Consider the following 21,114-nt stretch of genomic DNA (forward strand, 5'->3'; position numbering starts at 1 on the left):
GTCTCGGACGACCGGCACCGCAAGGCGCCGGCATAAGACACCGCAGCCACCTACTCCTGCTTCGCATCCTTGCCGTCGCCCTCATCGTCGTCCGGAATCACGGCATCGACCCCGGCACCGACGACCTTGGCGCCAACCTTCACCGTTGTCGCCACCACCGTGACGGCGGCATCGGCGACGGCAAACACGGCACACCCACCGAGCATCGCGGCGCAACCCATCGCGAACATCGCATTCTTCAAGCCCATTCCACCCGCCCCTCATTCCGTTAGCGACCACGCAGCCACGGGCAAACAGCCCCTCGTTTCGCCGCAATGCCCCTGGATTGTTGACGACAGCCCGATCGAGAGGTGTTTCCGCTAATATCCCCACGAATCCGCGCACAAAAGAAAAAAGCCACCGAAATTCGGCGGCTTTTTCCATATGGCTGGCGGAGAGTGAGGGATTCGAACCCTCGATACGAGTTTTAGCCCGTATGCTCCCTTAGCAGGGGAGTGCCTTCGACCTCTCGGCCAACTCTCCAACCTTTGAGCCCGACATCATAGCGACTGCGGGCTTGCCGGTCAAACTTAATTATGCAGCAACGTCGAGGCCGAAGGCCTTGTGCAGCACGCGCACGGCCAGCTCAAGGTACTTCTCCTCGATCGCGACCGAGATCTTGATTTCGGACGTCGAGATCATCTGGATGTTGATGCCCTCTTCGGCGAGCGTGCGGAACATCTGCGAGGCAACACCGGCGTGCGAGCGCATGCCAACGCCGACGATGGAAACCTTGGCCATGGTCCGGTCGGTGACGATGGAGCGGGCGCCGATATGCTCCTTGACGGCCTCGAGAACCTTCACCGCCTTGTCGAGTTCGCCACGGGCGACGGTGAACGAGAAGTCGGTCGTGCCATCCTTGCTCACGTTCTGGATGATCATGTCGACTTCGATGTTGGCATCAGCAACCGGACCGAGGATCTGGTACGCGATACCCGGCTTGTCAGGCACACCGAGCACCGTGAGCTTCGCTTCGTCGCGGTTGAAGGCGATACCGGAGATGACGGGTTGTTCCATGTTCTGATCTTCCTCAACAGTGATGAGCGTGCCCTCGCCTTCCTCCTGAAAGCTGGAGAGGACGCGCAACTTGACCTTGTACTTGCCGGCGAATTCAACCGAGCGAATCTGCAGCACCTTGGAGCCGAGGCTGGCGAGTTCGAGCATCTCCTCGAAGGTGATGGTGTCGAGCTTGCGCGCTTCGGGCACGACGCGCGGATCGGTGGTGTAGACGCCGTCCACGTCCGTGTAGATCTGGCACTCGTCGGCCTTCAGCGCGGCCGCCAGCGCAACGCCGGTGGTATCGGAGCCGCCGCGACCGAGCGTGGTGATGGCGCCGTGCTCGTCCACACCCTGGAAGCCGGCGACGACGACGATGTTGCCCTCGTCGAGGTCCTTCTTGATCGGCGCCTCGTCGATGTTGAGGATGCGCGCCTTGGTGTGCGCGCTGTCGGTGAGGATGCGCACCTGCCCGCCGGTATAGCTCTTGGCCTTGACGCCAATGTCCTGCAGCGCCATGCACAGCAGGCCGATGGTGACCTGTTCGCCGGTCGATACGACCACGTCCAGTTCGCGCGGATCGGGATTGCTCGCCACGTCCTTCGCGAGCGCGATCAGACGGTTGGTTTCGCCGCTCATCGCGGACACCACCACCACCACCTGATGGCCGGCCGCCTGGAACTTCGCGACCTTGCGGGCGACGTTCTTGATGCGTTCCGGATTGCCAACGGAGGTGCCGCCGTACTTCTGAACTATCAGTGCCATCGTCGTATCCAAATAGCCGTGGATAAAACACGCAATTCTAGCGAAAGCCAGTGGACTTTGCAGAGCGGCGTATCTCGCGCCGTCAAACCCAATTTGGGCACTTATGGATTGCGGTTAACCCTAGGACTTTTGATTTTCCCGTTGTATTTGTCCGGAATAGTAATCTATACTTTGAGTACCATATGACTTAAGTCGTATGATCGCCTTCGGGCGCAGCTAATCCTCATAGCACAACCGACTTCACAACAGAGGCCAAAGAGATGAAAAGCACCGAAACCATTGATGTTCGCGAGATCCGCCGCAAGCTCGGCCTGAACCAGTCGCAGTTCTGGTCGAAGATCGGCGTTACCCAAAGTGGGGGATCGCGCTACGAGAGCGGCCGCAACATCCCGCGTCCCGTGCAGGCCCTGCTGCGCCTCGTTCACATCGAGCAGATCGACATCAACAAGGTCAAGAAGGAAGACGTCGAAGTGGCCGAGTTCCTGAAGGCTTCGAATCCGGACCTGTTCAAGACGCTGAAGAAGGAAGCCCGCGCGAAACGCAAGGAGCGCACGTCGCGCTAACCCGGGCGGAGTAGCAGATGGTGATCAGGGGCTGACGCGAACCGTCAGCCCCGTTTTTCTTATGCGCTCGGCGATCGCCTCGAGTTCGTCCGCGGTGAGCGGCGACAGACGCGGCGCCTCGGGCTGCATCGAGGGGCGGGCGATGCCGTAGAGCAGCACTCCGGCCAATCGTTCGACGCCGGCCTTTTCCAGCACCGCCAGATACGCGGTGATATCCGCCTCCGAGGGCGCTTCTCCATCCCAGCGGAACATGCAGGTCTGCACCCAGGTCGTGCAGCGTTCGGCGCTCGCCTGCAGGCGGCGCGCGACCGCTTCGGGATCAGGACCGACGCCGTTGATGCGCCGCATGCCGGCGCGCGTGCCCGCATCGAGCTTGAACCATATCTCCCCACCCGCTTCGCCCAGGCGCCGCACGCCTTCGCGCACCGCCGCCTGTCCCATCAGGCTGCCGTTGGTGATGAGGCGTAGCGGCACCTCACTGCCGAATCCGAAATGCGCGTGCAGCCGCACCGCGATCGCGACCGCATCGGCGAACTCGGCGGCGCTGGTCGGTTCGCCGTTGCCCGAGAAGGCGATGTCGCGGACCTGGCGCAGGCCGTCCGGCACGTGCCGCTGGAGGTAGTCGCCATTGACGAGCGCGTCGAGGAAACCGGCCAGCTCGGCCTCGAGCTGTGCGAGGTCGATGCGCGGCGCGCTGCCGCGCACGAGACCGGGCACCTGGCAGTAGGCGCAATGCCAGTTGCAGGCGTTGTTCGGATTCAGGTTGATGCCGACCGACACCCCGCCCGCACGGCGCGACAGCACCGGATAGACGTAGGTGAGGCCCGCGAGGTCGCGGTCGTGATTGCGGATCGTGAGTTGGCGGTCGCTGGAAGCCATGGGAGCAAGTGCCGCGAATCGCGGTCGGTAGAGGCGGACGGGAGCCCAAAGGGGCCGATCGGGACGGGTGCTATAATCCGCGCCCTGCACTCCCGAGGTCAATCATGCGCATCACCCGCCGCCTGGAATTCGACGCAGGACACCGGATTCCGGACCACGCCAGCCAATGCCGCCACCTGCACGGCCACCGTTACGCGATCGAGATCACCCTGTCGGGCGGGATCATCGAGGCCGCCGGCCAGCCGGTCAATGGCATGGTGATGGACTTCGGCGAGGTGAAGACGATTGCCAAGACGCATGTGGTGGATGTCTGGGACCATGCCTTCCTGGTGTTTCGCGGCGACACGCAGGTGATGCAGTTTCTGGGCGCGATGCCGGGACACAAGACGGTGGTGCTCGACTGCGTGCCGACCGCCGAGAACCTGGCGCGCGAGGCGTTCCGCATCCTCGATCCGCGCTACCACGACAGCTACGGCAACCACCTGCGCCTCGAGCGCGTGCGCCTGTACGAGACCCCGAACTGCTGGGCCGACGCCGTGCGCGGCGACGCCGGCCTCTGACGTCGCAACAGGATCAGTCTGCGGCTGCGGCGTCGACCACCGCCTGCGCCAACCCGGCCTCGCTGTGCACCACGCGCACTTCCCGCTGCGGATAGGGGATTTCGATACCCTCGGCACGAAAGCGTTTCCATACCTGCAGATTGATGTGCGAGATCACGCCGAGCGTGCCTTCCTGCGGGTCAGCGATCCACACCGTGAGGCGCAGGTCGATACCGCTCTCGCCGAAGGCAACGACAAAAGCCTTCGGCGCCGGCTCCGCGATCACGCGCTCATGCGTCGTCGCCGCCTCGACGAGGATCTGCATCGCGCGTTCCAGATCCGTGGCGTAGCTCACCTGGATGTTGATCGGCACGACAATGCGCGTGTCGCTGTAGGTTTCGTTCTGCACGACGGAGCCGATCAGGGTTTCGTTCGGCACCAGCGATTCGATGCCGCTGCCCGCGCGCAGTACCGTGTAGCGGGTGTTGATCTGCGTGACGATGCCGCGCTCGGTACCGACCGAGATGAGGTTGCCGATGCGCAGCGAGCGGTCGAGCAGGATGATGAAACCTGACACGTAATTCGCTGCGATTTTCTGCAGACCGAAACCCAGGCCCACGCCCAGCGCACCGCCGAACACTGACAAGGTGGTGAGGTCGATGCCGACCATGGGCAAGGCGACCAGCACGGCGACGACGATCAGGAGCGCCTTGGCGACCCGCATGAGCACGAGGCGCATGCTGTCGTCCAGCCCCGCGGCGACACTCAGGCGGCGCTCGAGCGCGCCGGCCGCCCACAGCGCGATGAGCAGCGTGAACATCACCAAACCGAGGCCCTGGATCAGGGTCCACAAGGAAAGGCGCTGGCTGCCGATCTTGAACGAGACGCTCTCGAGCGCGTCGATTACCTCGGGCAGCCAACCGAGGATGTGCAGCGCGACCACAGCCCAGGCGAGCGAGGCGAAGATGCGCTCGAAGTTGCCCAGCCAACTCGAGCGACCGATACCCTGGCGCACCGTGAACACCACGAAGCGGATTGCCGCAAACGAGGTCAGCAGCGGCACCGCGAGATTGAGCAGATGCACGGTCTGGTACTTGGCGAGCACGGCGCGCGCGGCGAACACGAAAATCAGCGCCAAAAGGGGGAACAGCACGCGGCGCAGGCCGCTGCGGCCGAAGCGCTGCGCCGCCGTTGCGGCATCGCCGCGGCGCGCGACGCGCTCGAGCATGGCGCGTTCGATCAGCCACGCGAGCGCCAGGCAGCCGGCCAAGGCGCCGAGTTGCCACAGGAGTGAGGGACTCTGCAGGTCGCTCCAGGTATCCATGAGCATCGCTGCGAAACGAATCTCTTCTGTCACGTTCAGGGTTTCCAGGGGAGACGGCTTATGCGGGTGGCGTCGGCGCGGTGGCGGCGCCAGTTGTCGAGGTAGATCTGCGTCAGCGTGCAGTTGTCGCGCAACACTAGGAGGTTCTCGGCGTTGCGTTTGACGGCGGACTTGGTGAAATTGAACGAACCGGTGACCAGCGCGCAGGCGGGTCCTTCGGCGTCGGCGATCATGACCTTGTTGTGCGCAGCGGCAAAACGCGTCTCGAGCGACACCGGGATGCCGGCGGCAAGCAGTTCGGGCAGCACATTGCCCTTGCCGCGCTTGTTCATCTTCGCGTCGGCGAGCACTTCGACGCGCACGCCACGCTGATGCGCGGCGATCAGTGCGCGCGCGATCGGCCTGCTAGTGAAGGCGTAGGCCTGCACGTGCAGGGTCTTGCGCGCGTAGTTGATGACCTCGATGAGCAGCTCCTCGGGACGATCGGCCGGCGAGAACGCCACTTCGACCGAGCCGCGCGCCGGGAGGCGCTGGCTCGCGGCGACGAGTTGCGGTGCCGCCGCGGCGAGCGCGAAGGCACCTGCCGCCAGCAGGCGCACCACTGAATCAAGCCTCCGCATCCACACGCTCCAGCACCGCGGCGAAGAAGCCGTCGGTGTCATGCACGCGCGGCGTCAGGCGCAGGCGCTCCCCGGTGTCGAGCGCGATGCCTTGCTTGGCGAGCACGTCGGCGGCACTCACCGGGCGGAACTCGGGGTGCGCGGCGAGGAAGGCATCGACAATGCCGTCATTCTCCTCGGCGAGCAGGCTGCAGGTGGCATACACGAGACGGCCGCCGGGTTTCACGAGACGTGCGGCCGAGTCGAGGATGGCGCCCTGCTTGGCGACCATCTCGGCGACCGACTCGGGCGACTGGCGCCATTTGAGGTCGGGGTTGCGGCGAACGGTTCCCAGCCCGCTGCACGGCGCATCGACCAGCACGCGGTCGGCCTTGCCGACGAGGCGCTTCACCTTGGCGTCGCGCTCGTGGGCGATCAGCACCGGATGCACGTTCGACAGCCCGGCGCGGGCGAAGCGCGGCTTGAGCTTGGCGAGACGCTTTTCCGACACGTCGAAGGCATACAGGCGGCCGGTCGAGCGCATCAGCGCACCGAGCTGCAACGTCTTACCGCCAGCGCCGGCGCAGAAGTCGACGACCAGTTCGCCGCGCTTGGGCTGGACGAGGAAGCCGAGCAGCTGGCTGCCTTCGTCCTGCACCTCAAAGGAGCCGTCGAGGAACAGAGGATGCTTCTGCAGTGCGGGCTTGCCGGCGAGGCGAATGCCCTGCGGCGAATACGGACAGGGCGCGGCGGCAATGCCATTCACCTTGAAGGCTTCGAGCACGGCCTCGCGGTCGGTCTTCAGCACGTTCACGCGCAGGTCGAGTGGCGCCGGGCGGTTGAGGCTCTGCGCGAGTTCGAGCAGCGCCGCCGCGTCGTGCGTCGCGAGCAGGCGCTCGGCGAGCCAGTCGGGCATGTCGGCCCGTTCGGCGAATGTGCCCTCATCGAGCTCCTTCGCCTTGATTTCGGTGATCCAGTCCCGCTCGGTAGCGGAAGCGAGGCCTTCGAAGTTGCGCATCGGCCACCCTTCGCCGCGCGCGAGCCATGCCAGCAGCAGCGCACGCGGACGGGCGTCCTCGCCGACGAGGCGGCGCAGCCAGCGCAGGCGGCGCACGATGCCATAAACGGCCTCGGCGATGAAGCCACGGTCGCGATGGCCGATCTCGCGGTTCTCGCGGAAGTGTCTCGACAGGACGGCGTCGGCCGGGTGTTCGAAGGTAAGCACCGCCCCCAGGACCTGGGCGGCGTGGATCAACAGGCCGCGCGAGGCGGCCTCTTCATGTCTGGCCATGTTCGTTCTTCAGTTTCCGGTGTATGGATGGGCGAAGGCGTTGTCCTCCGCCCGCAATTCGATCATTTCTTCTTCCGCCTCCGTGCCGCCGCCGACCCCGGCCACCGGGGGCTCTTCGCCAGCCGATCCCGGAGGCGACAGGCGCAGCTCAACGGCCTGCTGGTCGAGCACCTCTCCCTTGTCGTCGATGACGCGGATGCGTACCGGCAGCATGCCGTAGTTGCGCGCAAGCCAGATGTCGATGGTCAGGCTGCCGTTGCGCGCCTCGGCCCGCACGCGCAGCGTCTCCAGCAGTCCGATCGGCAGCGGCAGCTTCTCGGGCCCCATCACTTCGACTGTCGAGGGGGTGGCCTCGCGTCCGGTGATAACGTTCAGCTCGGTCGATCCGCTGACCGCGCCGACGATGCCGATCTGATGCCACAGGCTCAGCAGGTCCTGATCGCCGGGGCGCAGGTCCGCGACGCGCTCCTTGGTCCCGCGCGTCATCGTGACCTTGCGCGCATTCCAGTCGAACCGGGCGCTGGCCGGGGTCTTGCGCGTCTGCTCGACGCTGAAGCGCTCCGGTTTGAGCCCCTCCCGCCCCACGTCGCCCTCGCTGCTCTGGGCGTAATGGAAGGCACGGAACATGCCGACGACGCCGGTCGTGCGCACTGCGACCGACATGCGGTAGCGCTTGCCGTCATGCGACCACTCGTGCTGCGCCTCCCCGACCGCGAAGCCGCCATCGCCCAGATGCACGCGAAAGCGGATGCTGCCGCGTTCCGGCCAGCCGGCAAGGCTGAAGCCCTTGAGGTCGCCGGCAGCGACCAGCTCCGGCGCGGGTTCGGCACCAACTGCCGCGTCGACGATCGGCGGCGCCTGAACTTCCGGCGGAGCCTCGACGGGCGGCGGCGCGGCGATTGCGACCGCGTCGCCCGCTGCGACCGGCGCCGTCAGCGGGACCGCGGGCGCGACCTCGACCGGCGGCGCCTTGGGCCGCGGCTTCGGTCGCGGCCGGGGTTTCTCCGGGACCACCGGGGGCGGCGGCACCACGACGGGCGCGAGATCCACCGCCGGCTGCGGCTCGGGAATCACGAGCGTGGCATGCAGGACCGGCGGCTCGGCATCGACGTGCGCGGGCCCGCCCGGCAGGCTCAGCACGAGCGCGTGCACGAGCACCGACGCGCCCGTGGCGAGGATCAGGACTGTCGGCTGTCGCACGCCCCGGCCCCGGGCGCCCGATCCACCGAGGGGATGGTCCACCCGGCCTCATCGACCGCTTCATCGCGCACGAGCACCCGGCCCTGCGCGGTGATCGTCAGGCGGTTCTCGACGAACCAGCGCACCGCCTGGGGGTAGATGCGGTGCTCCTGCCGCAGCACGCGCGCCGACAGGCTGTCCTCGTCATCGCCCGGCAGCACCGGCACGACGGCCTGGATCACGACCGGTCCGCAGTCGAGCTGCGGCGTCACGAAATGCACGGTCGCCCCATGTGCGCGCACTCCCGCCTCGATCGCCCGCCGGTGCGTATGAAGGCCGGGGAAGGACGGCAAGAGCGAGGGGTGGATGTTCATGAGACGCCCCTCATAGCGGCGCACGAAGGCATCCGTGAGCACGCGCATGAAGCCTGCAAGCACGACGAGCTCTGCGCCATGTCCGTCGATCGCCTCGGCCAATGCGGTGTCGAAGGCCTCGCGCGACGTGAAGGCCTTGTGGTCGACGACGGTGGTCGGGATGCCGTGCGCGGCGGCGAATTCGAGCCCCTTGGCGTCGGGGCGGTTGCTGATCACCGCCGCGATGCGCGCGCCCGGGATGCGCGCATTGACGATGGCTTCCATGTTGCTGCCGCGGCCGGAGATGAGGATGACGATGGACTTCATGAAGGCGTTCTTGGTCTTCGGTTCGGACGCGCACACGCACGTCGGGGGAGTCGGACAGGGAGCGGCGCACGATGTTCCCCGGACAATCCGGCACCTGCACGCGAAAAATGGAATTTCGCCAATGATACCGGAAGGGGGCCGCGGCCCCGAACCCCGGCCGGTGCCACACGGCGACCGGAGCCCGAACGGACTCCGTATAATTGCGTGTTGCGCCGCGTTTTCCCCCGCCCCCATGCCGTCGATCCACCTGCTGTCCGACCTCCTGATCAACCAGATCGCCGCCGGCGAGGTCGTCGAACGGCCGGCCTCGGTGCTCAAGGAAGTGCTGGAGAACGCGGTCGACGCCGGTTCCCGCGCGATCGACGTGCAGCTCGAACAGGGCGGCGTGCGGCGCATCCGCGTCGCCGACGACGGCTGCGGCATCGCGAAGGAGGAGCTGGCGCTCGCGCTCGAGCGCCACGCGACGAGCAAGATCGCCAACCTCGATGACCTCGAGCGCGTCGGCACGATGGGCTTCCGCGGCGAGGCGCTGGCCGCGATCGCGGCGGTGGCGCGCACGACGCTGACGAGCCGCGCCGAGGGCAGCGCGCACGCGTGGCGCATCGACGGCGCGGACCGCAGCGTGGCGCCAGCGGCGCTCGGCGCTGGCACGGTCGTCGATGTCGCGGACCTCTATTACAACACCCCGGCGCGGCGCAAATTCCTGAAGTCGGAGGGCACCGAATACGCACACTGCGACGAGATGTTCCGCCGCGTCGCGCTGGCGCGCCCCGACATCGGCCTGCAGCTCGCGCACAACGGTCGCGTCGTGCATCGCCTGCCGGTAGCCGACCAGGCCCGCCGCGTCGCGGCACTGATGGGCGACGACTTCCTCGCGCAGGCGCGCGCGCTCGACGCCGATGCGGGGCCACTGCGTCTCTCCGGCTTCGCCTCGCTTCCGGCCTACTCGCGCGCGAGCCGGGACGCACAGTATTTCTTCGTCAACGGCCGCTTCGTGCGCGACAAGCTGCTCACGCACGCGGTGCGTCAGGCCTACACGGACATCCTGCACGGTCAACGGCACCCGGCCTACGTGCTGTTCCTCGAACTCGACCCGGCGGGTGTCGACGTCAACGTCCATCCGGCCAAGATCGAGGTGCGCTTCCGCGAATCGCGTGCGATCCACCAGTTCGTGTTCCATGCGCTGTCACGAACGCTGGCCGAGTCGGGCGCGAGCCTCGCGGCGCGAGATGAGGCGCAGGCGCTAACATCGGCCACCGACGCGGCGATCGCCCCCGACGCGCGCGCGCAGGACGGGCGCCCGCGCCCCTTCGGCGGCTACGGCAATGCGCCGCCCGTACAGGGGCGCCTGGCGATGGAGTCCGCGAGCCGCAGCTATTTCGATTTCGTCGGCGGCGCACGCGAAACCACGGGTGGCGCGGCCCCCGCTCCCGCGGTCGACACCTTCCGTCCGACCGCCTTCGCGCCTGCGACCGGCCGACCGGCGAACGCGACATCGCCAGCGCTCTCGAATCCGCTGCCGCAGCATGGCGACGATTCCGCTCCGCTCGGCTATGCGCTCGCGCAACTGCACGGCATCTACATCCTCGCGCAAAACGCCAAGGGCCTCGTGCTCGTCGACATGCACGCGGCGCACGAGCGCATCCTCTACGAGAAGCTCAAGACCGTGCTCGACGGCACGCCCTCGGTGCAGCGCCTGTTGATCCCGGCAGTGTTCTCGGTGAGCGCCAAGGACATGGCCGCCGCCGAGGAGTGCAGCGAGGTGCTCGCGAGCATGGGCTTCGAGGTGGCGCCTGCCGGACCGCAGGAGCTGGCGGTGCGCGCGGTGCCTGTGCTGCTCGCCAGTGCGCCGGTCGCGGAACTGATGAGGAAGCTCCTCGAAGAGTTGCGCGAGTACCCGGCCTCCGAGGTCGTTACCGCGAGGCGCAATGAGTTGCTGGCGACGATGGCCTGTCACGGCGCGGTGCGCGCGCACCGCAGCCTGACGGTTCCCGAGATGAACGCGCTGCTGCGCGACATGGAGGCGACCGAGCGCGCCGACCAGTGCAACCACGGCCGCCCGACCTGGACCCAGCTCACGATGGGCGATCTCGACCGCTTCTTCATGCGCGGCCAGTAGGCCGTCACGAACGCCGAGGCGCATCCGCGATCTATAAACATATAGGGCGCTCGCGGGGCGTACCCGAAGGAGACAGGACCATGCGCACGCTATTGACGGTGTTGTGGCTACTGCTGGCCGGGATCACGCCGGCAACGGCCTCCGTACAGGTGTTCATCGGCATCAACCTGCCGGTATATCCGCAGCTCGTGCGGGTGCCCGGCTATCCGGTGTATTACGCGCCGCGGGTGGCGGGGAACTTCTTCTTCTACGACGGGCTGTACTGGGTGTTCTACGACGACGACTGGTACGTGAGTTCCTGGTACAACGGCCCGTGGACGCTGGTTGCGCCGCTGGCCGTGCCCGTGTTCATCCTGCGGATTCCTGTCCGCTACTACCTCGACCCGCCGATCTATTTCCGCACCTGGCGCCGCGAGGCGCCGCCACGCTGGCGCGAGCACTGGGGCGACGACTGGGCAGAACACCGCCGCGGCTGGGACCGCTGGGACCGCCGCGCCGCACCACCGCCGGCACCGTTGCCAATCTATCAGCGACAGTACTCCGGCGACCGTTATCCGCGCGACATCCGCGAACAGCGCGATCTGAGCGGCCAGCATTACCGCTACCGGCCGCGCGACGCCGCAGCCCGCGAGTTCCTGCCCCCGCCGGCACCCCCGAGAATGCGGGGACCGGACCGGGATGAACGCGAAGCCGCACGCCGCGAGCGCCCGCCTCGCACGACGGAGCAGGATCGGCGGCGCTCGGCTCCCGACGCGGAATCACGCCAGGGCGGCCCGGTTCAGCGGCGGGCCGAACCAATGCAGATGGAGCCCCGACAAATGGAACCGCGCCGGGTGGCCCCCGCGCGCGAACACCAGGCGCAGGAAAGGGAGATGCGTGACCGTCAGATGGGCGGTCCGCGCATGGACCAGCGCGCACCGCAGGACCGCGGTGGCGGCGCGCAGCCCCACGGACGCAAACAGCAACCGCAGGAAGAGGAACGCGGCCGGCGCGGCAGGAACGAGCAGCAGATGGAGCGATAGCGCACGGCGCCGGGCGCGGCCTTCCCCTCGCGTCACGCTGGGCCGTCGCCCTCCAGGGCGTCAGAATCGACGTACTGCGCCGTAAAGCGCGCCTTGCCGGTGCGCAGGAAGCGCTCGAATTCCCATTCCCCGTCGACGAGCCTCGCCGCGTATCCCGGGCGAAAGACGTAGGTCCACGCTGTTTCTGTCCGCCCGTCCTGCAGCCGCACGACGACCTGTCGGCGCTCGTATTCCTCGCCCTCGAAACGGTCCAGCCGCAGCCACGCCGAGGCCGGCAGGTCCAGATACAACACCCCCGGTACGCACGCCTCCGTCGCCGGCACCATCCCCGGATATGCCTGCCCGCGCACCGGCTGCCGCCGATACCCGTCCAGCGAGGCCGCGACGAAGCGGCTGCGCGCGCCAGTCACTGCGGACATGATGTCCTCGCACATCAGCGAACCGTAGGTAAAGCAATGCTGCATGGCCCAGCGCCCTCGGCGACGACAAAGCTCATTCTAGGTGCAGAAGCGCGGTGACACGCTGCAACCTTGTCGCCCCCACCAACGCCGCCGTGCCAGAAGCCCTCGCAGCGGGTATCCTTGCACGCCTCCCGGCGCTCGGCCGGACCGCAACCCAGCCCAGACATCATGACAGGCAAGCAATACGACGAATCGTCCTTCCGCGTCCTCAAGGGACTCGAACCGGTGCGCGAACGGCCCGGGATGTACACCCGCACCGACTCACCGGCGCACATCATCCAGGAAGTCATCGACAACTCCGCGGACGAGGCGCTCGGCGGTTTTGCGAAGAAGATCCACGTGACGCTGCACCTCGACGGCTCGGTAAGCGTCGCGGACGACGGCCGCGGCATTCCGGTGGGCCTGCACCCCGAGGAAGGCGTGCCGGTCGTCGTGCTCGCCTACACGCGCCTGCACGCGGGCGGCAAGTTCGACAAGCGCGAGGGCAACGGCGCCTACGCATTCTCGGGCGGCCTGCACGGCGTCGGCGTGGCGGTGACGAATGCGCTGTCGACGCGCGTCGAGGTCGAGGTCAAGCGCGAAGGCAAGATCCATCGCATCGACTTCAGCGAGGGCGGCGAGAACATCGGCGCGATCGCCATCGTCGGAGACTGCGGGCGGCAAACCGGCACGCGCGTGCGGGTGTGGCCGGACGGCAAGTATTTCGAGAACCCGCGCGTGCCGCAGAACGAGATCGAGCGCCTGTTGCGCTCGAAGGCGGTGCTGCTGTCGGGCGTGTCGGTGCGGCTCGACATCGAGCAGGCGAGCGGCCCGGCGCTGACCAAGACGTGGTCCTACCCGGACGGCCTCGCCGGTTACCTGCGCGAGCAGGCGGGCGACCTCGAGCCGGTCGCGCCGCTCTACACGGCCGAGAAGTACGCCGACAAGGACGATGCGACTTTCGCACCGGGCGAAGGCGCGGCGTGGGTGATCGGCTGGTTCGAGCAGTCGGTACCGTCCGAATCCTTCGTGAACCTGATCCCGACGGTCGCCGGCGGCACGCACGAGAGCGGCCTGCGTGCCGGGGTGTTCGACGCGGTGAAGAGCTTCATCGAGCACCACGCGCTCTTGCCGCGCGGCGTGAAGCTGCAGCAGGAAGACGTCGCCGGGCGCATGAGCTTCGTGCTCTCCGCGCGCCTGCTGGACCCGCAGTTCCAGGGCCAGGTGAAGGAGAAGCTCAACTCGCGCGAGGCGGTGAAGCTCGTGTCGTCGATGATCCGCGACCCGTTCGAGATCTGGTTGAACAACCACGTCGAGGCCGGCAAGGCGATCGCGGAGCTGTCGATCAAGCAGGCGCTCGCGCGGCAGAAGAGCGCGCAGAAGGTCGAGAAGAAGAAGACCTCGGGCGTCGCGGTGCTGCCGGGCAAGCTCTCCGACTGCGAGTCGGAGGACATCGCCGAGAACGAGCTCTTCCTCGTCGAGGGCGACTCCGCGGGCGGTTCGGCGAAGATGGCGCGCAACAAGGAAACGCAGGCCATCCTGCCCTTGCGCGGCAAGGTGCAGAACTCGTGGGAGATCGACCCCGACCGCCTGCTCGCGAACGCCGAAATCCATGACATCGCGGTCGCACTGGGCGTCGACGCACACGCCGCCGGCAGCAACCCCGACCTCTCGGGCCTGCGCTACGGCAAGGTCGTGATCATGTCCGACGCGGACGTCGACGGGGCGCACATCCAGACGCTGCTGCTGACGCTCTTCTTCCGCCACTTCCCGGAGCTGATCGCGCGTGGCCACATTTACGTCGCGCAGCCGCCGCTGTATCGCGTCGACGTGCCGGCGCAGGGGAAGAAGCGTCCGGCGCGGCGCCTCTATGCGCTCGACGACGGCGAACTGGCGGCGATCCGCGACCGCGTCGAGAAGGAAGGCTTCAAGCCGGAGGCAATCGAAGTCGGCCGCTTCAAGGGCCTGGGCGAGATGAACCCCGACCAGTTGCGCGAGACGACGATGGACCCGGCGACCCGCCGCGTGCTACCGGTGCAGGTGCGGCCGGATGCGCTCGACGACACGCTGCGCATGTTCACGCTGCTGATGGGCAAGGGCGAAGCCTCGGGCCGGCGCGCGTGGATGGAGGAAAAGGGCGACACGGTCGAGGCGGACGTCTGAGCGGCCGCCGGCCGCCGGGGTCATCGAGTGCCGGGGATGTGGACCGACGGCGTGTAACCCCCTCCTGGCAAGGGTAATTGAGAGGGCAATCAGGAAGCCGCCTCAACCCCGCCGCGCCGCTTCGATGGCGGCGATGTCGATCTTCGTCATTTGCATCATCGCATCGAAGGCGCGCTTGGCCGCCGCGCGATCAGGGTCGGCGATCGCGGCCATGAGGGCCCGCGGCGTGATCTGCCACGACAGGCCCCACTTGTCCTTGCACCAGCCACAGGCGCTTTCCTGGCCACCGTTGCCGATGATCGCGTTCCACAAGCGATCGGTTTCGGCCTGATCGTCGGTCGCGACCTGGAACGAGAAAGCCTCGTTGTGGCTGAACGCAGGACCACCGTTCAGTCCGAGGCAAGGTATGTCCATGACGGTGAACTCGACCGTCAGGACGTCGCCCTGCTTGCCGGAGGGATAGTCGCCGGGGGCACGAAAGATGGCTCCCACACTGCTGTCCGGAAACGTCCTGGCATAGAACTGCGCGGCGTCCAGGGCGGTACCGTCGTACCAGAGACAAATCGTGTTCTTGCTGGCCATTTTCGTTCTCCATTACGGCGTGGAGTGCATGCCCGATCATGTTGCCCCCGGACTGCGTTTCCAGCAATTCTTTCCATGCTCGGGACGATGGGAGCATCCTCGTCTCGTCTCGTCTCGTCTCGTCTCGTCCCGCACGTGCCGGCACTTGCACTGCCGCACCGCAGCATTCTTGTTGCTATAACTTAAGCGATCCGCCCTCACTGCCCAGGAACCGGCCATGCAAGACCGTTCAGGACCACCGCTCACCCGACGCCCCAAAGCCCTGCTGATCGACCTTGCCGGCGTGCTGCACGTTGGCGAGCAAGCCATCCCCGGCTCGGTCGAGGCCCTAGCCGGCGTGCGCGCAGCGAGGTTGCCGCTGCGCTTCCTGACCAACACGACGCGCACGCCGCGCTGCACGCTGGTCGCGAGGCTGCGCAGGATGGGGTTCGACATCGACGCGGCCGAACTCCAGACCGCGCCCCACGCCGCACAGCAACTCGTGCGCGAGCGCGGCCTGAAGCCGCTCTACCTCGTCCATCCGGACCTTGGCGCGGAGATCGGCCCGAGCGCAGACGCCCCCGATACGGTCGTGCTGGGCGACATGGGGCCGCATCTCGACTACGCGCAGTTGAACGCCGCGTTCCGCTTGCTGATGGCCGGCGGCGCCTTCATCGCGATGGCGAAGAACCGCTATTTCATGGAAGAGGACGGCCTGTCGCTCGACATGGGGGCCTTCGTGACGGGGCTCGAATTCAGCAGCGGCGTGCCGGCCGAGGTCGTCGGCAAACCGGCGCCGGCCTTCTTCCACACCGCCTTGGCCGAACTTGGCGTGTCGGCCGCGGACGCCGTCGTGATCGGCGACGACCTGCACGACGATGTCGGCGCGGCGCTTGCCGCCGGCATCCCGGCCATCCTCGTGCGCACCGGCAAGTTCCGTGCGGGCGACGACGCCGATCCGGCGATCCGGCCGAGCCTCATCGCCGACGATTTCGCCGACGCCGTGACGCGCCTGCTGGCGCTTCCCTGATCAGGCGAGCTCGGGAATCGCGACCAGCTCGTATCCCGCCCGCAGCAAGCCTTCGCGCAAGACCCGCGCCGTGGCGACCGCCTCGGCGTCGTCGCCATGCACGCAGATGCTCTGCGCCTTCACGGGCAGGCGCTTGCCGTTGATCGAGATCAGCGCGCCGGCTTCGAGCATGTCGAGCACGTGGTGCAGGCAGCCGTCCGCGCCGTGGATCATCGCGCCCGGCTGCGAGCGCGGCACGAGGTTGCCATCGTCAAGGTAGGCACGGTCGGCAAAGATCTCCTCGACGACCCGCAGCCCCGCCTCGCGCCCGGCGATCACCAACTGCGACAACGCCGGGGCGAGCAGGATCAGGTTCGGATCGAACGCACGCACCGCGCGCGCCACCGTCGCCGCGAGCTTCGCATCGGCGCAGGCCATGTTGTTCAGCGCGCCATGCGGCTTGACGTGCGTCACCTCCATGCCGTCGGTGCGCGCGATGCCTGCAAGCGCGCCGATCTGGTAGATCAGCATCGCTTCGAGTTCGGCGGCCGGCACGTCCATGCGCCGGCGGCCGAAGCCCTGCAGGTCGGGGAAGGACGGATGCGCGCCGAGGCTCACGTCGCAGCGTTTGGCCGTGGCGACGGTCTGGCGCATCACGAGCGGGTCGCCCGCGTGAAAGCCGCAGGCGACGTTGGCCGATTTGACGACCTCCAGCATCGACGCGTCGTCGCCCATGCTCCAGGCGCCGAAACTTTCGCCGAGGTCGGCGTTGAGATTGATGCGCTCAGCCATGGTGTGCTCCATATTGCAGATTGACGCCGTGCAGGGTCCATTCGTCGCCGCGCACGGCGCCGCAGATGAGGTTCGCGCCATACAGCGCCGCCTCGTCGATGACTCCCGGCGGGCGGAAACTCTGGATCATGCCGACCCAGGCGGCAAGCCGCTGCACTTGATCGCGCAGCGCCGCCGCGGCCTCGGCATGGCTCACCGCGACGAAGCGTAATTCGTCACCCGGACGCACATGGGCGAGCCTTGGCAGGTCGGCGCGGATCACCGTCGCGATCTTGGGATAGCCGCCCGAGGTCTGGCAATCCGCCATCAGCACGATCGGCTGGCCGTTCGCCGGCACTTGGATCGTGCCCGGCGCGACGCCGTCCGACACGATCTCGGCACCCTTCTCGTTGTGCGCGAGCTTTTCGCCGTCGAGGCGCAGACCCATGCGGTCCATGTCGCGCGTGACGGCGTAAGGCCGCGACAGGAAATTTTCCACCGCCTCGCGCGTGAAATGGTCTTCCTGCGGGCCGAGGATCACGCGGATCGGGCCCGTGTCGTGATGCCACGGTGCCCTCGCGCGGAATTCGAGCCAGGGGTCGCCGCGCACGGCGTCGCACTGCAGGCGGTCGCCGACCCTGGGCGCCCTGCCCTGCACCCCGCCGATCGCCGCGCGCAGGTAGGTCGAACGGCTGCCGAGCTGCTCGGCCACCTGCACACCCCCCGAGAGCGCAACGTAGCCCACGCCGTGCGAAACGCCACCGATGCGGATGACGTCGCCGGGAAACAGCGTCGCCGTCTGCCACGGCGCCACCTTCAGCACCTGACCACGCGTATTGACGAGCTGCGCCCCCATCTCGCCGGAGAGCCCGACGCGCACGGTGCCCGACAGCGCCTTCAACGACGGCCCGCTCAGGCCGACTTCCAGCACCGCAGCCTCCGAAGCATTGCCGGCCAGCTCATTCGCCGCCGCCATCAACACCGGATCGAGCGCCCCGGACACCGGCACGCCGATGTTGCGGTAGCCCGCGCGGCCGCGGTCCTGCACGCTGACGGCGAGGCCGGCGTCGATGATTTCAAGGATCGCACTCATGCCGTCTCTCCTTCGGTCAGCAGGCTCGACAGATCGAAGCGGCCGGCGGCGCATTCCCGCTCGAACGCATCGAAGGTCTCGCGGTCAACCGCCTGCCACACCACCTGGTCACCGGGCGCCAGCAAGGCCGGACGGCGCGCGTTGGCCGCATCGAAGAGACGCAGCGGCGTGCGGCCGAGCAGGCGCCATCCGCCCGGGCTTTCCCACGGATAGGCGGCGCACATGCGACCGGCGATCGCGATCGAACGTGAGGGCACGACTTTCCGCGGTGTGGCGAGCCGCGGCATGTCGAGCGCCTCGGGCAGGCCGCCGAGGTAAGGGAAGCCGGGCAGGAAACCCAGCATGTAGACGGTGAACACCGTCTCCGTCATCAGCCGTACGACCTCCTCGCGCGACATGCCCTTGGCGGCGGCGACCTCGTCGAGATCCGGCGCGCAATCGGCATCGAAGCAGACCGGGATGCGCCAGCGACACCCGGCCGCCGACAGGCTGCCGCTCTTGCCGGCGAGCTCGGCGAGCAGGTCGTGCAGCGCCAGCGCATCGGTGCGCAGCGGGTCGAAGTGGACGGTCACGGAACGGAAGGTCGGAACCCATTCGACGACTCCGTCGAGGCGGCCGTCGTTCGACAAGGTGTCGAGCAGGCTGGAGAAGCCGAGCACGCGACCGTGGATCGCGGGGTCGATGGCGTTGCCGAACTCGACCGTCCAGGCTGCGTCGCCGACACTCAGCAGACGCGCCGGCGGGTGTGCAAGCTCATTAGTCATGGCGGGATTATTCCGCTGGGGAGGGCTCGCGCCCAGTGAATTGCGTTCGGCAATTCCCGCACCCTGCCCTACGACACGGCGCGAGAAGCCTTGCAGGCGGCGCGCAGGTCCGCTCAGTTCTGCAGGACCAGGTCCCGGCCGCGCGTCTCGGGCAACGGCAGGCAGGCGACGATCACGAGCAGGTAACCGCCCACGGCGAGGATGCCGATCACTTCGCCGAGCGGCATGCTGGTGCTCAGGTAGCCGACCAGCGCCGGGAAGGTCGCACCGACCGCACGGCCGAAGTTGTAGCAGAAGCCCTGACCCGAACCGCGCAACTCGTTCGGGAACAGCTCGGCGAGGAAGGCGCCCATCCCGGAGAAGATGCCCGACAGGAAGAAGCCGAGCGGGAAGCCGAGGAAGAGCATCATCGCGTCGTTGATCGGCAGCAGCGTGTAGCTGTAGACCAGGGCGCCGGCGCAGGTCGCGAAGAGCATGAAGCAGCGGCGGCGGCCGAGGTGGTCCGACAGCCAGGCGCTCGTCAGGTAGCCGAAGAAGGAACCGAGGATCAGCACCAGCAGGTAGCCGCTCGTGCCCAGCACCGACAGCCCGCGCTCCATCTTGAGGAAGGTCGGCAGCCAGGTCGTGACCGCATAGTAGGCGCCCATCATGCCCGTCGACAGCAGGCTGGCGAAGATCGTCGTCGGCAGCAGGCGCGGCGAGAAGATTTCGAGGAAGTTGCCGCCGCCCTCAGCCTTCACCTTCGCACGGGCGACGTGGAACACTTCCGGGTCATGGATGTTGCGACGGATGTAGAAGATCAGCACCGCAGGCAGGATTCCGATCCAGAACAGCACACGCCACGCGTATTCGGCGGGCATCAACGCATACACGCCCCAGAACGCGATCGCGGACACGCCCCAGCCCACGGCCCAGCTGCTCTGCACGAGTCCGACCGCCTTGCCGCGGTTTTTCGGCAGGATCATCTCGGCGATTAGCACCGCACCGACCGACCATTCGCCGCCGAAGCCGAAGCCCTGCATGGCGCGCGTGAAGAAAAGCTGCTCGAACGAGTTCGTGAAGCCCGACAGGAAGGTGAAGGCCGTGAACCAGATGACGGTCCATTGCAGCACGCGCACGCGGCCGTATCTGTCGGCGAGGATGCCCGCCGCCCAGCCGCCGATCGCCGAAGTGATCAGCGCCCCGGTCGCGATGTAGCCCGCTTCGACCTTGCTCATGGCCCACGCCGCCATCAGCGTCGGGATCAGGAAGGTGTAGATCATGTAGTCGAAGGCATCGACGCCATAGCCGGCGAAGGCCGCGGTCAGCGTCTTGCGTTCGTTCTTGGTGGTCTCGTTAATCCACACGGTGGATCTCCTTTAGTGGTTCGACACACGCCGCCCCCGGTCTGTGCCGGAGTGCGACGAAACAGGCTCTGTTCAGGAAAAGGCGAGTTGGTTGTTGAGCAGGTCGGTGACCAGCATCGAGCCCGGCGCGTGCGTGATGCACAGCTCCGGGCGGGCTTCCATCACCACCGATTGCGGCGTCACGCCGCAGGCCCAATACACGGGGACTTCGCCCGGCAGGATCTCGACCGGATCGCCGAAGTCGGGTTTCGCGAGGTCCGCGATGCCGATCTCCGCCGGGTCGCCGAAATGCACCGGCGCGCCATGCACGTTGGGCAGGCGCGACGTCACCTGGATCGCGCGGATCGCGTTCGCCGCCGTCATCGGCCGCATCGACACGACCAGCGGACCGTGGAATTGGCCGGCCGGGCTGGTGGGAATGTTGGTGCGGTACATCGCGACGTTGCGCCCCTGGGCGATGTGGCGCAGCGGGATGCCCGCTTCGAGCAGCCCCTGTTCGAAGGAGAACGAGCAGCCGATGACGAAGGTGACGAAGTCCGGCTCCCACAGATCGTCGATCGCGGTCGGCTCGGCGACCAGCTCGCCCTTGCGCCACACGCGGTAGCGCGGCACGTCGAAGCGGATGTCGACATCGGCGCCGAGCGTCGGCAGCAGCGGCTCGCCCGGCTCGGACACCGCCAGCAGCGGGCAGGGCTTGGGATTGCGCTGGCAGAAGCGCAGGAACTCGTCGGCATCGCGGGAGCGCAGGATCGCGACGTTGCCTTGCACATGGCCCGGCGCCATCCCGCTCGTGTGCGAGGTCCACAGCGCCGCGCGGATCGCACGGCGTGCGGCGACCCCAGTTGTCAGTTCCAAAGCGGACGCAACTGCGCTGTCAAAATTCCTTTCCACCGCCCGTCTCCTCATCCGTGGCCCGACGCTGTGATCGCGTCGTGATCAAAGTATCGGCGGGGGGTGGAAGCTAGACAAACG

21 protein-coding genes and 1 tRNA gene are annotated in these 21,114 nt (G+C 67.4%); 6 read left to right on the forward strand and 16 right to left on the reverse strand.

Going from position 1 to position 21,114, the window contains the following annotated elements:
* Nucleotides 1–50: 50 nt before the first annotated feature.
* The 3 genes from ToN1_RS07045 to ToN1_RS07055 all read right to left on the reverse strand — a co-directional run bounded on the left by ToN1_RS07045 (nt 51) and on the right by ToN1_RS07055 (nt 1,800).
* A complete protein-coding gene (locus ToN1_RS07045) occupies nt 51–248 on the reverse strand; it encodes an NF038104 family lipoprotein (RefSeq protein ID WP_169208146.1) in 198 nt (65 codons plus the stop codon).
* A 180-nt stretch (nt 249–428) separates the two neighbouring features.
* Nucleotides 429–522: transfer RNA gene (locus ToN1_RS07050), tRNA-Ser, on the reverse strand.
* A gap of 51 nt (nt 523–573) precedes the next feature.
* On the reverse strand, nt 574–1,800 hold the full coding sequence (locus ToN1_RS07055) for an aspartate kinase (RefSeq protein ID WP_169208147.1): 1,227 nt from the start codon (nt 1,798–1,800) through the stop codon (nt 574–576).
* Between the two features lie 260 nt (nt 1,801–2,060).
* On the opposite strand from ToN1_RS07055, the gene ToN1_RS07060 reads away from it, so the two are divergent.
* Nucleotides 2,061–2,363: a helix-turn-helix domain-containing protein gene (locus ToN1_RS07060; RefSeq protein WP_169126150.1), complete on the forward strand. Its 303-nt coding sequence runs from the start codon at nt 2,061–2,063 to the stop codon at nt 2,361–2,363.
* Nucleotides 2,364–2,387: 24 nt separating this feature from the next.
* On the opposite strand, the gene ToN1_RS07065 is transcribed toward ToN1_RS07060, so the two are convergent.
* Complete coding sequence (locus tag ToN1_RS07065; protein WP_169208148.1) at nt 2,388–3,242, reverse strand: radical SAM protein; 855 nt, start codon at nt 3,240–3,242, stop codon at nt 2,388–2,390.
* 104 nt (nt 3,243–3,346) lie between these two features.
* On the opposite strand from ToN1_RS07065, the gene queD reads away from it, so the two are divergent.
* Complete coding sequence (gene queD, locus ToN1_RS07070; RefSeq protein WP_169208149.1) at nt 3,347–3,802, forward strand: 6-carboxytetrahydropterin synthase QueD; 456 nt, start codon at nt 3,347–3,349, stop codon at nt 3,800–3,802.
* Nucleotides 3,803–3,815: 13 nt separating this feature from the next.
* Here the strand turns inward: queD and ToN1_RS07075 are convergent, their stop codons facing one another.
* From ToN1_RS07075 to purN, 5 genes are read right to left on the reverse strand one after another with little or no spacing between them, the layout of a single operon-like run.
* Nucleotides 3,816–5,138: a mechanosensitive ion channel family protein gene (locus tag ToN1_RS07075; protein WP_210148049.1), complete on the reverse strand. Its 1,323-nt coding sequence runs from the start codon at nt 5,136–5,138 to the stop codon at nt 3,816–3,818.
* A 2-nt stretch (nt 5,139–5,140) separates the two neighbouring features.
* Entirely contained in the window at nt 5,141–5,725 is a 585-nt protein-coding gene (locus ToN1_RS07080; protein WP_169208150.1) for a phospholipase D family nuclease, read from the reverse strand.
* Nucleotides 5,712–6,995, reverse strand: coding sequence for an RsmB/NOP family class I SAM-dependent RNA methyltransferase (locus ToN1_RS07085; protein ID WP_169208151.1), 1,284 nt, complete (start codon nt 6,993–6,995; stop codon nt 5,712–5,714). Before ToN1_RS07085 ends, ToN1_RS07080 begins: the two co-directional genes overlap by 14 nt.
* Before the next feature lie 9 nt (nt 6,996–7,004).
* Complete coding sequence (locus ToN1_RS07090; RefSeq protein WP_169208152.1) at nt 7,005–8,195, reverse strand: DUF3108 domain-containing protein; 1,191 nt, start codon at nt 8,193–8,195, stop codon at nt 7,005–7,007.
* The gene (gene purN, locus ToN1_RS07095) at nt 8,174–8,854 is read right to left on the reverse strand and encodes a phosphoribosylglycinamide formyltransferase (RefSeq protein ID WP_169208153.1); all 681 of its coding nucleotides are present in this window, start codon (nt 8,852–8,854) and stop codon (nt 8,174–8,176) included. Before purN ends, ToN1_RS07090 begins: the two co-directional genes overlap by 22 nt.
* A gap of 232 nt (nt 8,855–9,086) precedes the next feature.
* Between purN and mutL the strand changes: the two genes are divergently transcribed.
* Complete coding sequence (gene mutL / locus ToN1_RS07100; protein WP_169208154.1) at nt 9,087–10,973, forward strand: DNA mismatch repair endonuclease MutL; 1,887 nt, start codon at nt 9,087–9,089, stop codon at nt 10,971–10,973.
* A gap of 80 nt (nt 10,974–11,053) precedes the next feature.
* Nucleotides 11,054–11,995: a hypothetical protein gene (locus ToN1_RS07105; RefSeq protein ID WP_169208155.1), complete on the forward strand. Its 942-nt coding sequence runs from the start codon at nt 11,054–11,056 to the stop codon at nt 11,993–11,995.
* Between the two features lie 32 nt (nt 11,996–12,027).
* Here ToN1_RS07105 and ToN1_RS07110 read toward each other — a convergent pair whose 3' ends face one another.
* Entirely contained in the window at nt 12,028–12,459 is a 432-nt protein-coding gene (locus ToN1_RS07110; protein WP_169208156.1) for a gamma-glutamylcyclotransferase family protein, read from the reverse strand.
* A 165-nt stretch (nt 12,460–12,624) separates the two neighbouring features.
* Between ToN1_RS07110 and ToN1_RS07115 the strand changes: the two genes are divergently transcribed.
* Entirely contained in the window at nt 12,625–14,598 is a 1,974-nt protein-coding gene (locus ToN1_RS07115; protein ID WP_169208157.1) for a DNA topoisomerase IV subunit B, read from the forward strand.
* 102 nt (nt 14,599–14,700) lie between these two features.
* On the opposite strand, the gene ToN1_RS07120 is transcribed toward ToN1_RS07115, so the two are convergent.
* The gene (locus ToN1_RS07120) at nt 14,701–15,180 is read right to left on the reverse strand and encodes a VOC family protein (protein ID WP_169208158.1); all 480 of its coding nucleotides are present in this window, start codon (nt 15,178–15,180) and stop codon (nt 14,701–14,703) included.
* A gap of 217 nt (nt 15,181–15,397) precedes the next feature.
* On the opposite strand from ToN1_RS07120, the gene ToN1_RS07125 reads away from it, so the two are divergent.
* Nucleotides 15,398–16,189, forward strand: coding sequence for a TIGR01458 family HAD-type hydrolase (locus ToN1_RS07125; protein WP_169208159.1), 792 nt, complete (start codon nt 15,398–15,400; stop codon nt 16,187–16,189).
* Here the strand turns inward: ToN1_RS07125 and ToN1_RS07130 are convergent, their stop codons facing one another.
* The 5 genes from ToN1_RS07130 to ToN1_RS07150 form a co-directional block, all read right to left on the reverse strand.
* Nucleotides 16,190–16,960 (reverse strand): LamB/YcsF family protein, encoded by a 771-nt coding sequence (locus ToN1_RS07130; protein ID WP_169208160.1) that lies wholly within the window; start codon nt 16,958–16,960, stop codon nt 16,190–16,192.
* Nucleotides 16,953–18,032 carry a 5-oxoprolinase subunit C family protein gene (locus ToN1_RS07135; protein ID WP_169208161.1) on the reverse strand — a complete coding sequence of 360 codons (1,080 nt, stop codon included), beginning with the start codon at nt 18,030–18,032 and terminating at the stop codon, nt 16,953–16,955. The genes ToN1_RS07130 and ToN1_RS07135 overlap by 8 nt, the downstream gene beginning before the upstream one ends.
* A complete protein-coding gene (pxpB, locus tag ToN1_RS07140; protein ID WP_169208162.1) occupies nt 18,029–18,796 on the reverse strand; it encodes a 5-oxoprolinase subunit PxpB in 768 nt (255 codons plus the stop codon). Before pxpB ends, ToN1_RS07135 begins: the two co-directional genes overlap by 4 nt.
* 113 nt (nt 18,797–18,909) lie before the next feature.
* Nucleotides 18,910–20,142 (reverse strand): MFS transporter, encoded by a 1,233-nt coding sequence (locus ToN1_RS07145; protein ID WP_169208163.1) that lies wholly within the window; start codon nt 20,140–20,142, stop codon nt 18,910–18,912.
* Nucleotides 20,143–20,214: 72 nt separating this feature from the next.
* A complete protein-coding gene (locus ToN1_RS07150) occupies nt 20,215–21,033 on the reverse strand; it encodes a putative hydro-lyase (RefSeq protein WP_169208164.1) in 819 nt (272 codons plus the stop codon).
* Nucleotides 21,034–21,114: the final 81 nt, after the last annotated feature.

The organism is Aromatoleum petrolei (genome assembly GCF_017894385.1).
Lineage (GTDB): Bacteria > Pseudomonadota > Gammaproteobacteria > Burkholderiales > Rhodocyclaceae > Aromatoleum > Aromatoleum petrolei.

Coding starts and splice junctions, on each gene's coding strand:
- ToN1_RS07045 (WP_169208146.1), bottom strand. CDS start 248: ATGGGCTTGAAGAATGCGATGTTCGCGATGGGTTGCGCCGCGATGCTC.
- ToN1_RS07055 (WP_169208147.1), bottom strand. CDS start 1,800: ATGGCACTGATAGTTCAGAAGTACGGCGGCACCTCCGTTGGCAATCCG.
- ToN1_RS07060 (WP_169126150.1), top strand. CDS start 2,061: ATGAAAAGCACCGAAACCATTGATGTTCGCGAGATCCGCCGCAAGCTC.
- ToN1_RS07065 (WP_169208148.1), bottom strand. CDS start 3,242: ATGGCTTCCAGCGACCGCCAACTCACGATCCGCAATCACGACCGCGAC.
- queD (WP_169208149.1), top strand. CDS start 3,347: ATGCGCATCACCCGCCGCCTGGAATTCGACGCAGGACACCGGATTCCG.
- ToN1_RS07080 (WP_169208150.1), bottom strand. CDS start 5,725: ATGCGGAGGCTTGATTCAGTGGTGCGCCTGCTGGCGGCAGGTGCCTTC.
- ToN1_RS07085 (WP_169208151.1), bottom strand. CDS start 6,995: ATGGCCAGACATGAAGAGGCCGCCTCGCGCGGCCTGTTGATCCACGCC.
- purN (WP_169208153.1), bottom strand. CDS start 8,854: ATGAAGTCCATCGTCATCCTCATCTCCGGCCGCGGCAGCAACATGGAA.
- mutL (WP_169208154.1), top strand. CDS start 9,087: ATGCCGTCGATCCACCTGCTGTCCGACCTCCTGATCAACCAGATCGCC.
- ToN1_RS07105 (WP_169208155.1), top strand. CDS start 11,054: ATGCGCACGCTATTGACGGTGTTGTGGCTACTGCTGGCCGGGATCACG.
- ToN1_RS07110 (WP_169208156.1), bottom strand. CDS start 12,459: ATGCAGCATTGCTTTACCTACGGTTCGCTGATGTGCGAGGACATCATG.
- ToN1_RS07115 (WP_169208157.1), top strand. CDS start 12,625: ATGACAGGCAAGCAATACGACGAATCGTCCTTCCGCGTCCTCAAGGGA.
- ToN1_RS07120 (WP_169208158.1), bottom strand. CDS start 15,180: ATGGCCAGCAAGAACACGATTTGTCTCTGGTACGACGGTACCGCCCTG.
- ToN1_RS07125 (WP_169208159.1), top strand. CDS start 15,398: ATGCAAGACCGTTCAGGACCACCGCTCACCCGACGCCCCAAAGCCCTG.
- ToN1_RS07130 (WP_169208160.1), bottom strand. CDS start 16,960: ATGGCTGAGCGCATCAATCTCAACGCCGACCTCGGCGAAAGTTTCGGC.
- ToN1_RS07135 (WP_169208161.1), bottom strand. CDS start 18,032: ATGAGTGCGATCCTTGAAATCATCGACGCCGGCCTCGCCGTCAGCGTG.
- pxpB (WP_169208162.1), bottom strand. CDS start 18,796: ATGACTAATGAGCTTGCACACCCGCCGGCGCGTCTGCTGAGTGTCGGC.